Consider the following 12,423-nt stretch of genomic DNA (forward strand, 5'->3'; position numbering starts at 1 on the left):
TTAAGAGTGCACGCGCTAGACGTGTCCAAAATAACTACAAAGGCGTCACAGTTTAAGTAAAAGGATGTCCAATATGCAGAATAATTTATTATCGCCATTCCATATCAGTAATCTCTATTCTTACATGAATTTTGTTTATGGAAGAGAGAAAAGAATTGCACTAGATTATTTTAAATTTGCCGAGTTACAAAAAGTGATGCGTGATCAACTTCTGACTACTTATTTCCAACCTATTACTCATTTATCTACTCAGAAAGTTATTGGATATGAAGCGTTAAATCGCCCTCCTTTTTCCAAACATTTTCCAAACACAGAAACTTTTTACGACTACATCGGCTTAACCAATCAAGCATTTCGTTTTGATTTATACTGTCGCAATATTTCTTTTGAACGCTTTCATGACAATATTACATATGATTCAAATCTTGAAGAACGATTACTATTTGTTAATATCCACCCACAAGTACTGTTAGATTCAGATTACAAAAGTGGAGAAACCTTGCAATTATTAAAGCGATACAATCTTTCACCGAACCAAATTGTATTTGAACTAACTGAAAAAAAAGCAGTGAAGGATTATGTGTTGTTTGAAAAAATACTCTCTCATTACCGAGAGCAAGGCTTTAGAATTGCTGTTGACGATGCCGGGTCTGGTTATAACAGTTTAAAAAGCGTCGTGCAATTAAAGCCAGAATTTATTAAATTAGACAGATCGTTAATCCATTACATGGACGAAAATCCTGATCAACAAAAAATGGTCAGTCTTCTTCTTGATTTTGCTAACGAATCCCACACGTCTGTTATCGCCGAGGGAATCGAGCGTGTGGAAGATTTGACAATCCTCCAAGAATTAGGAGTCCATTATGGACAAGGCTTTTTATTAGGAAAACCGAGGGAATCGTTAAAGAGTATCTCTTAAAGGAGCAATGGGGGAAAAGCTATGCCTACTTGGATTGGTGAGATTGTAGAAACGGTGCCCGTTCTGGATAAGACGAAATCCAATCAATATGCGGACACTTTATTTCGAGATGTAAAGACTTGTGAAGGTATTGTTGTCTTAGAGAATCAGCATCCAATTGGCCTTATTACGAGGACCAACTTTTATCAAAAATTAGGGACCCTCTATGGATATAACTTATTCATGGGTAAACCTGTTGAAGTCTTAATGATTCAAGACATACTAGTTGTAGATGTTACGACATCGATTGTTGAAGTAAGCCGCTTGGCCATGAATCGAAAAGATGAGGCATTATACGATTATGTTATCGTTACGGAAAACGACCTTTATAAAGGAGTCGTCAGTATCCGAAACCTACTAATGAAATTTGCAGAAGTACAAGCAAAAATTGCAACTTATATGAATCCGCTAACAGGCTTACCAGGTAATCACGTTATTGAAGAAAGACTTGAGCATTTGGACTTAGTCCATCCTTTTAGTGTTCTATACATAGATTTAGATCATTTTAAATCCTATAACGACGTTTATGGGTTTTCAAATGGAGACAAAGTGCTTGAATTAACCGCCAGAATTCTAAAGGAAGCACTTCATGAGTATGATTATTTCCTCGGTCATATTGGTGGGGATGACTATATCGCACTCTTATATAATCATGATTACAAATCCGTTAGTCAACGAATTACGAGCAGGTTTGATGAAGAAATTAAGCAATATTATAATCAAGATGATTTAGAAAATAATTTTGTGTACACAGAAAACAGGTTTGGAATAAGAGATAAAATTCCATTAGTGTCTATTTCAATCGCAATAGTAACGAATATAAAAGAGAGCTTCACTAGTGTGGAGGAAATAGTAGACCAAGCGACATTATTAAAGAAACAGTGTAAAATGATGAACGGGAGTAGTTACCTAGCTAATGATGAAAATCAATTGACAAAAGGGTCCGCAACTTGACGCGGACCCTTTCCTAATCTAATAAAGCCTGTTTAGCTAGCTGCAGTATGACCATATCTTCCATAGGCGGATTATGTAAGCCAGCACGAACATCCCGATAATACTTTTCAAATGACATATTCTTTGATAGACCTCTCCCTCCTACAATTTTCATGGCAAGATCAACAACCTCACTAGCAGCATTTGTCGCCGCAATTTTGACAGCTGCCAATTCACTTCCTAATTGCGCTCTTAACTCAGGATGCTTATCCCATTTATCTGCTACACTATACATAAAATGACGAGCCGACATTAACTTTAGATCCATCTCCCCAATTTTTTGTTGAACATGTGCAACCTCTGAGATAGGTGTATTCAAGCTATTGGGCTGAAAGCTTTTAGCAAAATGAATGGCATCATGTCTTGCCGCAATCGCAATACCGAGGTAACAAGCTGGAATATGAAGTAACCAGCCTTTTGGTATAGGCTTCTTAGAACTTGCCACTTCGACCAAGTGTTTTTTTGGAACTCGGACATTGTCCATAACCAGATCGTGACTACCTGTTCCTCGCATCCCTAGCGTGTCCCAAGTTTTTTCTATCTGTAGACCATCTGTACCTTTCTCAATTAAAAACCAGCCAACAACATCCTTTTCCTTCACATATGCAGATACAAGATAATAATCTAAAACACTAGCCATAGTTGTGAACGTTTTTCTCCCTGTTAGTTGATACGTCCCATCCTCTAATTTTATCGCTGTTGTTTCTGGTCTTCCTCCTCTTGTGGGACTGCCGGTCGCAGGCTCGGATGCTGCTCGATTCACCACATATTGTTTTGTATGAATCTTTCTAACAAAGGTGGAAAACACATCTGGATCCCAGTCATTTTCCTCCGCTAATTCCATGACAATTCCCATATGCCAGCCAACCGATAGGGCAGTTGCTCCGTCTCCAACGGCAAGCCTTTCTTGAAGGAGTAAAAGTTCGTAAACAGATAAGCCTTCTCCTCCTAATAATTGTGGTAATGGTAAGGAAAAATAGGTTTCCTTCTTAAAAGCTTCCAGCGTTTCCTCGGAAAAATCCGCATTCTCATCCATTTCTTTGCCACTCGCTTTGGCAACATCTGCTAAGCGTGCAGCTTTCTCCACTAGCGAATGTTGACGACTATTTTTCACAAACGTATCGAATAACTTCATCGCTACCTCCTCCTATCTTTTCTAAATCATATCGCACTCCTTGTTTTATCTTCCACTCTTATGATTGAAAACGAAATACTTCTCAATGGGAGGAGACTTTGTTATAGTTAGCACGATATTCAGAAAGGTCGTGGCATCTATGAAAAACAAATTATTGGAACAAAACGTTCACTTGTTTATAATCGGAATTGCAATTTTAACCCTAGGTATTACGTTATGCATCCAATCCAGGTTGGGTACTTCTCCATTTGATGCTCTTTTAGTGGGATTATACCGAACAGTCGGGTTAACGGTTGGGACTTGGGAGGTTGCCGTTGGATTTGTCATGATTATCATGAACGCGATTCTCATAAGGAAACGACCTGAATATTTGGCCCTCGTTACCTCTTTCGTTACAGGAATTGGTATTGATACCTGGCTATGGTTTTTTCGTGACTGGCTTGTTCCAAGTAGCTTTCTGGAACAATTCATCTGTTTGCTCCTTGGCATTATCTGCACAGGCTTAGGTGTTGCCACCTATTTACAATCAAAACTAGCTCCTATTCCCTTAGATCGTTCCATGCTCGTCGTATCAGAGCTAACTGGATGGAGCTTTGTTTATTCTAGAGGTATGATAAGCATCGTGCTTGTTACACTCGCCTTCTTCCTTAACGGTCCAATTGGACTTGGTACTATAATGAATGCCTTGTTCACTGGGCTTATGATTAAAGCTTTTTTCCCTTTCCTTGAAAAGCTTCATTCTCCGAAACATTCCAAGAGACAAGTAGCATAAAAAAGCGGAAGGGATACCCTTCCGCTTTAATCTTTTATAGTTTAAATCGATTCAATAGCTGATTTAAGTCCTCTGCCAGTCGTGCTAACTGATCTGAATTAGCTGCAATTTCTTCCATAGAACTGGTTGTTTGTTGAACAGACGCAGATGTTTCCTCAATACCAGCTGCTGACTCTTCTGAGATAGCTGCAATGTCTTCAATTGATTTATTCATCGTTTCACTATTTTCAGCAATATTAGCCAGATTTTCGGAAACTTCTAGTATGCTATTCACCATTTCCACTACAGCAGAGTTGATATTTTCAAAGGTTTGACCAGTAGTACTAATTTGGTTTGCCCCATTTTCTACTTCTTTATATCCACCTTCTAAGGATTCTGTTACGGTACTAGATTCTGATTGAATACTGCTTACAATGCTCGTAATGTCTGTTACAGACAAGGAAACCTGTTCTGCTAATTTCCGAACCTCATCCGCTACGACAGCAAAGCCTTTTCCATGCTCACCAGCACGAGCTGCTTCGATTGCTGCATTTAACGCAAGTAGGTTCGTTTGCTCTGCAATATCCTTAATAACTCCGACTAGTTTAGAAATTTCCTGTGATTGTTGGTCTAAGCCTCTAACTTTTGTGACTGCATCTTGTACAATTCGATCAATTTTTGCCATCTGATCGATAGAGGAAGCCATAAGCTCTGCCCCTTCTTCTGTTAACTCCAACACTTGTTGAGAAGAGGTGTGAATAGATTCTCCACCTTTATTAGCTTGTTGAATTTTTTCTGAGAAGGAAACCATAGCAGATGCTAGTTCACTAGTTGTGTTTGCTTGTGTTTCTGAACCGGAAGAAAGCTCTTGCATCGTAAAAGCAACTTGGTTACTTCCTTCTTTAACTTCGTTCGCAGCTTGAGTTAATTCTTCACTTTGACCAGAAACAGATTCAGATACCGTATAAACCTCTCCGAGTAATTCTCTCATATTATTACTCATTTGGTTCGTTGCTGTGACTAGTTGTCCAACTTCATCCACGGATTTAGTCTTAAGCTCGTCATTACTTAAATCTCCTGCCGCGATAAGGTTCATACGCTCCATTACCATTTTGATGGGACGTGAAATAGTTCTAGCTGTAATTAGCGAAATAATGACTGCAGCGATGATAACAAAGCCAGCAAATAAAAGGTTAACAATTGTTGTTGTCTGACCAGATTCAACATTATTATGACTTAATTCTTCAACAATTTCCTCTCTTTTTGTAGACATTTTGTTAAACCCATCCATTAACTCTCTTGACTCTCTTTGCACGGTCTGTTGAAGCTTTGCTTTTGCAATCTCTTCTTGACCACTATCATACCGTTGAAAAACTTCTGTTCGAACCATCTTTTCCCAGGCTTCAGTTTTATTAACTAATTCTACTGCTTCTTCAGAGTTCGATAATTTTAGTAATTTTTCTTTTAAAGCCTTACCATCCTCCGAATACTGTTCGAATCTTGTCTTATAATCTTCCTCTCCAAACAATACGTATCCCCTAGTAAGAGCAATTCTTTGAGAAATATTAAAAGCTAACTTCTCATCTATTATCAATAGTTCTACATTTCTATCCATTTCTTTAGTGTTTTCATTCAATCCTTGAATACTTCCGTACGTTAAAAAGCTCATTAAAATGATTGCACCAATTACTATTCCGAATCCAAGTATTAGTTTAGTTCTTAGACTTTTGATTTTAAAATTCAACAAATCTAGCACCCCATTCCCATTTAATATAACCACTAGTTCATTCTCTTTTTCTATTTAATCTTCTTGTGCAACTTGTTGAACTTCATGTAATTCTTCAAAACTTAGAACTCTTTCTAAATCTAAGAGTAATAACAAACGATTCTCTAGTTTAGCTACCCCTTTTAAATATTTGGAGCTAACCCCACCAACCATATCTGGAGCTGGTTCCACCACGCTGTTATCAATATCAAGTACATCTGTTGCTACATCTACCACGAGACCAACCTGTACATTTTCCATACTAGCAATTAGAATTCTAGTTTGATCTGTGTATGTAGCTTCTTGCATACCTAATCGCTGTTTAAGATCAAGAATAGGTGTAATACTTCCTCGTAGATTGATGACACCCTTAATAAAGTCTGGTGTTTGTGGTAACTGAACCACTTCTTGCACTTTCTCAATGGATACTACTTGTTGAATGTCAGCAGCGTATTCCTGTTCATTCACACGAAATACTATAAATTTCGAAAACGCCTCCATTTTATATTCCTCCTTCAGAATCTAGGTCTATCTATTAGAATGCTTTAGGTATTACCTAAAGCGTTACTAACATCATTTGGAATGGGATATTTCAAGAAAAGGTGGCTTTTTTCGGGAAATGCATCACCCGTTCCCTCGTCGAATGGGATGAACGAGGGAAAAGGAGATAGAGTAGGTAGGATACTGAAAAAGCGCCAACATTTCGGAAATATTACATATTTCCTCTTTTATCGACACAATATTACAAATATTGAAGGGTTTTTTACGAATTATCTATTAATAAATAAATTTCCATAAGTCCAGTAGTACCAAAATTAATATTTACCAAAATGGAGCTATCAAAGCCAGACAATTTACTCTCGCCTTCCATAACCGTTGGATATGTAATATCCGTTGTAATACCTTTACTTGCTAGTGTTGTAGACAAGCTTCCCGCAATCATATTTCCTAATTCGCCAGAAAAAGAGGAAAGCATTTCTCCTTCTAGAGGCATTCCAAACATTACTTCTCCAATAGCACTGAATACAGAGGAATCTGCTTTGAGTAGGATTCTTCCTTTGATGTCACCAGTGATACCAATTAGAACACCAAAATTAACCATTAACACTGAATCCGATTTCTGAGGACTACCAACCTCGTGTGGGACAGGTACTACGGTCTTAAAAGACTGAATCGTACCGTTATATAATTCCTTTACCACTTCGTTTCTTGCTACAGCCGTCAAAACGACCCCCCCTTTGTTGAAAAGTGTGAATTCCACAGAAAGAAAATGGAACAAAAAAAGCTATTTCTTGATGAAATAGCCAAATGTTCTGGAATTCCAGTATAGATTTGGTAGCCAGGCGGTCCTAGTGAAACATTCACCTTAGATCCTTGGCTTTGCGTCCTATTCTTTCAAATAGTTTGCCTTTAACGTTGTTAACTTGTAATGAACCAGGTTGCTCATATGTATTATACGTTCGATAACCAACCGTTTCAACAAAAATCGATAATATTCGCCGAAAGAATACTTTATATCTTTTATCCATTACTACCAAAATATGAAAAAAACCAGCCCTTAGGCTGGTTTTCATTATTCAATAGCACTTGAAACTTCGTTAATCATTTCAGAGACAGAGGTAATTCCTCCACCACTTAAATACCAATAATCTGGATTTAAGTAAACAATTTGCTCTTCTTTTGCTGCATTTGTTCCATTTACTAATTCATTATCTAATGTTTTTTCAGCAGAATATTCTCCACCTACTACTTTATTACGGTCTACAACAAACAAGAAATCTGGGTTTGTTTCTGCAATGTATTCAAAAGATACATTTTGTCCGTGTGTAGACGCTTCAATCGTATCGTCGGCTGGAGCAAATCCTAAGGCATCGTGCAAGAATCCAAATCTAGATCCTGGACCGTATGCACTTACACCACCATCATTTGTTAAAATAATTAATCCATTTTTACCAGTTGCTTCTGCTTTTTCTTTTGTTGCACTAATTTCTTCTTTAATAGCAGTTAGCTGTTCTTCAGCTTCTTTTTCTTTCCCAAAGATTTTGCCAAGTAGTTCCACATTAGAACTAAAGGATTCCACAAAATTAGCACTGTCCACACTCATCATAATAGTTGGAGCGAGCTCTTGAAGATCTTCATATGCTTCAGAAGTTCTTCCTGCAATGATAATTAAATCTGGGTCAATCTCACTTAATTTTTCAAAATCTGGTTCAAATAAAGTACCTGCATTTTCATATTCATCAGCACTAAATTTGGAAAGGAAATCCGGTAAATTATCCTTCGGCAAAGCTGTAATATCTACACCAAGCGCATCTAACGTATCAAGTGTACTGTAATCAAATACAACTACCTTTTCCGGGTTAACAGGAACCTCTGTTTCTCCTAATTCATGCTTCACTGTTATTGTTTCTGCTTTGTCTTCACTGGCCTCTGCCGTGTTTTTGTCAGAGCTAGAAGATGAATCATCTCCACATGCTGCTAAAAATATAGATACAAGTAAAAGGAAGATAAGCGTTACTATCTTTTTCACTGTAAAATCACCCCTGAATATTATTTATAAAAAAGTATCGTGTAGATTATCCATCCATAGCATGTTTCTGGGCCCACTATGTCTGAATCAACCTAACACATTACTTCAATACCTAAGTTAAGAAAAATACAAGCAAATCTTACACTGATCAATGTCCTGGATTTGAATATCCATATCATAGACATCCTTTAGGACTTTACGATCAATAATCTCGTCTTTGCTTCCCATTTTTATGACCTTCCCATCCTTTAAGGCCACAATATAATCCGAATAAACAGATGCAAAGTTCACATCATGAATGACAATAATCACCGTTTTTCCAAGCTCATCTACTAATCTTCGAAGTACCTTCATGATTTGCACGGAATGGCGCATATCCAAATTATTAAGTGGTTCATCTAAAAGAATGTACTCTGTGTTTTGGGCAATAACCATCGCAATGTAAGCTCTTTGCTGCTGACCACCACTTAACTGATCTAGAAACTTATCTTGTATGTCACGAAGCTCCATATAATCGATTGCTTCGTTAACAAAGGATTGATCTTCCTTTGTTAATTTCCCTTGAGAATAAGGAAAACGTCCAAAGCTAACCAGTTCTCGAATCGTCAAGCGAATACCAATATGATTAGACTGTTTTAAAATTGCTATCTTTTTAGCTAGTTCTCTACTTTTTGTTTTAGTCACCTCTTGGTTTTCGATGAGGATTTCTCCTTCATCCTGTGTAATAAGGCGACTAACCATAGATAACAATGTACTTTTCCCAGCACCATTAGGTCCGATGAATGAAGTAATCTTTCCCTTTGGAATTTCCAGAGAAACCTGATCCACAACATTCTTTGTTCCATATTTCTTGGATACTTCTTTTACAACTACCATGATTTATTCTCCTTTAACAAGAGGTAAATGAAGTACACACCACCGACGAAGTTAATGATGACACTTAGCGTGGTGGAAAAAGTAAAAACTCTTTCCACAATCATTTGACCGCCAACGAGGGCTACGATACTAATTAAGATGGAGCCAATGATAAGGTATGTATGTTTATACGTCTTGAAAAATTCATGCGCAATGTTGGCAACTAGCAATCCTAAAAATGTGATTGGTCCAACCAATGCTGTAGAAACAGAAACGAGAACCGCAATAACAATGAGTAATCGTTTCACAACAAAATCATAATCCACTCCCAGATTTACTGCGTGTTCTTTTCCTAAAGATAAGACATCCAGATATTTCAAGTACCGCCAAGAATACGCAGTTGCAAGGATAAAAATGATAATGCTGATGACTAATAAGTTCGTATTCATACTATTAAAGCTTGCGAACATACTGTTTTGTATGATTAGGAACTCGTTTGGATCAATTAAAACTTGCATGAACTCGGACAGACTTTCAAAAAATGTACCGAATACAAGTCCAACTAAAAGTAGAAAGTAAATGTTTTGCTGTCTTTTAAATAAAAATTTAAATAGAAGACTCGCAAAGAGAACCATTAATACTACACAAAGTAAAAAATTTAAGTTCTCATTTAATACAATAGTACTGGTGGAACCAAATACAAAAATAATAAAAGTTTGGGTCAGTAGATATAATCTATCTAATCCTATTACACTAGGTGTAAGAATCCGATTATTTGTGATCGTTTGGAATATCATCGTCGAAAAAGCAATAACAGTACCCGTCACAACTAGAGCAATTACCTTTTCTGAGCGTCTTCCCAATATGTACTCCCAATTTGTTCCTAAGTCGACGAATAAATAAATACTGGTTAAAAGGAGAGCCAATCCAGTTAACACAATCAATTTAACTGAATTACTCATAAGCAGATCTCCTCATAATTAGATATAAGAATATACCGCTCCCGATAACTCCAACTGTGACTCCAATCGCAATTTCGTATGGATAAATAATCACTCGACCTAACACATCACAAAATAGGACGAAAACAGCTCCTAACAAGGCCGTGTGAGAAAGGCTCTTTTTTAAATGGTCTCCTTGATACATAGAAACGATATTTGGAATGATCAGACCTAAAAACGGAATCATTCCTACCGTTAGGATTACAACGGTTGAAGCTAAGGCAACGATGACTAGTCCGACATTGACAACAAACCGATGATTTAAACCTAGATTTGTTGCGAATTCTTCTCCCATACCAGCTATCGTAAACCGATTTGCATAGAAATACGTAAGAATTACCAAAGGAACGCTAATATAAAGTATTTCATATCGCCCTTGGATAATTAACGCAAAATTCCCTTGCAACCATGCTGACATGTTTTGAATTAAATCATTTTTATAAGCAAAGAACGTTGTAATGGAATAAACAATATTTCCAAACATCAATCCAACTAACGGAATGAAAATAGCATCCTTGAACTTTACTCGTTCCAAAATACTCATAAAAATGAAAGTTCCCAAAAGAGAAAACACGAAGGCAACGGCCATCTTTTGCATTAGAGAAGCTGTAGGAAATAGCATAAGCGCAACTAAAATTCCAAATCTCGCAGAGTCCATCGTCCCTGCCGTAGTCGGAGATACAAACTTGTTCCGACTCAATTGCTGCATAATTAATCCACAAATACTCATCGTTACTCCAGCAATAATAATGCTAATTAGTCTTGGAATTCGACTAATCCACAGTATATCTAGCTGATCGTCCGAAAAGTGGAACAAGTCTAAAGGTGTTACGTTTGAAACCCCAATAAATATGGAGGCAAAGGAAAATACAACTAAAGCAAGTACTAGATATCTTTTTTTCATAATAAACCCTTTTCTAGATATAGGTTTTCCAAGTAATAATGAAATTCATTATCAATTAGACAATTCTTATCTTACCACCTCGTTCTCATTTGTCAACCTCTAATTGAGAATTTATAGAAAAAACCCCAGTTTTGAGTGAATTTCAAAACATGGGGTTTTTTATTAATGCGGATGATGATGTCCTTTTGAGGTATTCGTAATAACAAAACCTTCCTCTGGTACATAAAAATATTGAACCCACACACCATCTAAAAATTCTTCCCGCTTATCTAATAAAACATCTATATCCTTATCGGTATGAACAATTTCATCATGCTCAGTAGGCTCATCCAGCATAATGTCATAGTGAGCGTGGTTTCCATGATGTTCCGTTACATAAACTCGAACCATTTTTCCTTCAACCCCGTCACTAGCAAGCCATTCTTTTAGGACTTTTGCTGCATTACGATTAATCTTACATTTCATAGCTATCACTCCATCTTTTTCTCTATATTACCATTCAAGTGTTGATTTAGTCCTAGATTACACATTTTTATGCATGAACCTATTACGTTCCTTGAGTGGAATCCATAATGAATTAGCTTCCATTTACATTGCTTATGTAATTTCAAAAGTTGTTGACTCTTTCCCGCTTCTTTTGATTCCCAACGACCACCTTCTACTATCTGATGAAAGAAAACTGGTTCCTCGTTTTGGCAATGAGAAAGGGATTTTTCACTTCCGCCATTATAATTGAAAATGATTATCAACGTCAACATTTATGAATAGGGTGAGATAACCAATAGGTTGACTGGTTTCTTTGTGCTTCGCACCTCATTGTAACGTGTTGGTTCGAGGTTTAGCGACCTAAACCTTTTTTGTCGCGTTACGCGTTTTTTGGCGAACCGAGTATCGTTTTGGCGACTTCAAAGTTCAATAACCAAAGAAAAGGGAGCATACTCCCTTTTCTTTATCTTTTTTCATTCAACTGCTGTTGAGCCATACGAATCATTTCTTTTACCATATTCCCACCAATTTGGCCCCCTACCTTACCGGCATCCTTGGCTTTTATATTTCCGTTATACCCTTTTTCAAGATGAATTCCTTGTTCCTTTGCCACTTCATACTTCGTTTGATCAGCTTGTCTCGTATTTGTCACTCGTTCTTTCAATCTGTCGAGTCCTTCTCTTGCTTCCGGAACTAAAATCTTGTTTCTTCTTGCCATATGAAAGCCTCCTAATATCCTTCTCTAGGGATATCTCTGCCTTGACCATTTTTTAATGAACCGTTGCGTTTCACATTATCGATTCTCCCATCAATCGTACCTTCGACAAGTGTGTCAGAAGCTTGTTCATGGGTAACTGCAAGGCCTTGTTCCGTTTCATCATTACTGTTATATTGCTCTGGCTGAAAAAATTTTACGTGCCACTTCACTTGTTTTTTTATTTGGCATGTAGCTTCACTCCTTCCATATATCTAGGTTTAGCTTTACGAAGAAAAATATGATTTCCGCTTATCGGTAAACGTCGGGAATGGATATAAAAGTTAGCAT

Annotated in this window: 14 protein-coding genes and 1 riboswitch; of the genes, 3 read left to right on the forward strand and 11 right to left on the reverse strand. The window is 37.1% G+C overall.

Going from position 1 to position 12,423, the window contains the following annotated elements:
* The first annotated feature begins 73 nt into the window (after positions 1–73).
* Both FN924_RS12990 and FN924_RS12995 read left to right on the forward strand, forming a co-directional pair.
* Positions 74–919 carry an EAL domain-containing protein gene (locus FN924_RS12990; protein WP_143895158.1) on the forward strand — a complete coding sequence of 282 codons (846 nt, stop codon included), beginning with the start codon at positions 74–76 and terminating at the stop codon, positions 917–919.
* A gap of 21 nt (positions 920–940) precedes the next feature.
* On the forward strand, positions 941–1,912 hold the full coding sequence (locus tag FN924_RS12995; RefSeq protein WP_143895160.1) for a GGDEF domain-containing protein: 972 nt from the start codon (positions 941–943) through the stop codon (positions 1,910–1,912).
* Between the two features lie 13 nt (positions 1,913–1,925).
* Here FN924_RS12995 and FN924_RS13000 read toward each other — a convergent pair whose 3' ends face one another.
* A complete protein-coding gene (locus tag FN924_RS13000) occupies positions 1,926–3,086 on the reverse strand; it encodes an acyl-CoA dehydrogenase family protein (RefSeq protein WP_143895161.1) in 1,161 nt (386 codons plus the stop codon).
* Positions 3,087–3,225: 139 nt separating this feature from the next.
* Between FN924_RS13000 and FN924_RS13005 the strand changes: the two genes are divergently transcribed.
* Complete coding sequence (locus FN924_RS13005) at positions 3,226–3,858, forward strand: YczE/YyaS/YitT family protein (RefSeq protein WP_143895163.1); 633 nt, start codon at positions 3,226–3,228, stop codon at positions 3,856–3,858.
* A gap of 34 nt (positions 3,859–3,892) precedes the next feature.
* Here FN924_RS13005 and FN924_RS13010 read toward each other — a convergent pair whose 3' ends face one another.
* The 10 genes from FN924_RS13010 to FN924_RS13055 all read right to left on the reverse strand — a co-directional run bounded on the left by FN924_RS13010 (position 3,893) and on the right by FN924_RS13055 (position 12,305).
* Complete coding sequence (locus tag FN924_RS13010) at positions 3,893–5,593, reverse strand: methyl-accepting chemotaxis protein (RefSeq protein ID WP_143897216.1); 1,701 nt, start codon at positions 5,591–5,593, stop codon at positions 3,893–3,895.
* Between the two features lie 45 nt (positions 5,594–5,638).
* Positions 5,639–6,103 carry a chemotaxis protein CheW gene (locus FN924_RS13015; protein ID WP_143895165.1) on the reverse strand — a complete coding sequence of 155 codons (465 nt, stop codon included), beginning with the start codon at positions 6,101–6,103 and terminating at the stop codon, positions 5,639–5,641.
* 262 nt (positions 6,104–6,365) lie between these two features.
* Positions 6,366–6,827, reverse strand: a complete 462-nt coding sequence (locus tag FN924_RS13020; RefSeq protein WP_143895167.1) for a chemotaxis protein CheX — start codon at positions 6,825–6,827, stop codon at positions 6,366–6,368.
* A gap of 106 nt (positions 6,828–6,933) precedes the next feature.
* A riboswitch (cyclic di-GMP riboswitch) is annotated at positions 6,934–7,021 on the reverse strand.
* A 154-nt stretch (positions 7,022–7,175) separates the two neighbouring features.
* A complete protein-coding gene (locus FN924_RS13025) occupies positions 7,176–8,132 on the reverse strand; it encodes a siderophore ABC transporter substrate-binding protein (RefSeq protein WP_143895169.1) in 957 nt (318 codons plus the stop codon).
* 117 nt (positions 8,133–8,249) lie between these two features.
* Positions 8,250–9,008, reverse strand: a complete 759-nt coding sequence (locus FN924_RS13030; protein WP_143895171.1) for an iron ABC transporter ATP-binding protein — start codon at positions 9,006–9,008, stop codon at positions 8,250–8,252.
* A complete protein-coding gene (locus FN924_RS13035) occupies positions 9,002–9,949 on the reverse strand; it encodes an iron chelate uptake ABC transporter family permease subunit (RefSeq protein ID WP_143895173.1) in 948 nt (315 codons plus the stop codon). The genes FN924_RS13030 and FN924_RS13035 overlap by 7 nt, the downstream gene beginning before the upstream one ends.
* Positions 9,942–10,892 (reverse strand): ABC transporter permease, encoded by a 951-nt coding sequence (locus FN924_RS13040; protein WP_143895175.1) that lies wholly within the window; start codon positions 10,890–10,892, stop codon positions 9,942–9,944. Before FN924_RS13040 ends, FN924_RS13035 begins: the two co-directional genes overlap by 8 nt.
* A gap of 162 nt (positions 10,893–11,054) precedes the next feature.
* The gene (locus FN924_RS13045; protein WP_143895177.1) at positions 11,055–11,357 is read right to left on the reverse strand and encodes an iron-sulfur cluster assembly accessory protein; all 303 of its coding nucleotides are present in this window, start codon (positions 11,355–11,357) and stop codon (positions 11,055–11,057) included.
* A gap of 484 nt (positions 11,358–11,841) precedes the next feature.
* Complete coding sequence (locus tag FN924_RS13050) at positions 11,842–12,096, reverse strand: alpha/beta-type small acid-soluble spore protein (RefSeq protein ID WP_143895179.1); 255 nt, start codon at positions 12,094–12,096, stop codon at positions 11,842–11,844.
* Between the two features lie 11 nt (positions 12,097–12,107).
* Positions 12,108–12,305 (reverse strand): YozQ family protein, encoded by a 198-nt coding sequence (locus FN924_RS13055; protein WP_228409438.1) that lies wholly within the window; start codon positions 12,303–12,305, stop codon positions 12,108–12,110.
* Positions 12,306–12,423: the final 118 nt, after the last annotated feature.

The sequence above is a fragment of the Radiobacillus deserti genome (assembly GCF_007301515.1).
In the GTDB taxonomy this organism is placed as follows: Bacteria; Bacillota; Bacilli; order Bacillales; family Amphibacillaceae; genus Radiobacillus; species Radiobacillus deserti.

What these genes read in the sequence shown, in the direction of transcription:
- FN924_RS13035 (WP_143895173.1), bottom strand. Translation starts at nt 9,949, where the DNA reads ATGAGTAATTCAGTTAAATTGATTGTGTTAACTGGATTGGCTCTCCTT.
- FN924_RS13015 (WP_143895165.1), bottom strand. Translation starts at nt 6,103, where the DNA reads ATGGAGGCGTTTTCGAAATTTATAGTATTTCGTGTGAATGAACAGGAA.
- FN924_RS13050 (WP_143895179.1), bottom strand. Translation starts at nt 12,096, where the DNA reads ATGGCAAGAAGAAACAAGATTTTAGTTCCGGAAGCAAGAGAAGGACTC.
- FN924_RS12995 (WP_143895160.1), top strand. Translation starts at nt 941, where the DNA reads ATGCCTACTTGGATTGGTGAGATTGTAGAAACGGTGCCCGTTCTGGAT.
- FN924_RS13000 (WP_143895161.1), bottom strand. Translation starts at nt 3,086, where the DNA reads ATGAAGTTATTCGATACGTTTGTGAAAAATAGTCGTCAACATTCGCTA.
- FN924_RS12990 (WP_143895158.1), top strand. Translation starts at nt 74, where the DNA reads ATGCAGAATAATTTATTATCGCCATTCCATATCAGTAATCTCTATTCT.
- FN924_RS13030 (WP_143895171.1), bottom strand. Translation starts at nt 9,008, where the DNA reads ATGGTAGTTGTAAAAGAAGTATCCAAGAAATATGGAACAAAGAATGTT.
- FN924_RS13040 (WP_143895175.1), bottom strand. Translation starts at nt 10,892, where the DNA reads ATGAAAAAAAGATATCTAGTACTTGCTTTAGTTGTATTTTCCTTTGCC.
- FN924_RS13005 (WP_143895163.1), top strand. Translation starts at nt 3,226, where the DNA reads ATGAAAAACAAATTATTGGAACAAAACGTTCACTTGTTTATAATCGGA.
- FN924_RS13045 (WP_143895177.1), bottom strand. Translation starts at nt 11,357, where the DNA reads ATGAAATGTAAGATTAATCGTAATGCAGCAAAAGTCCTAAAAGAATGG.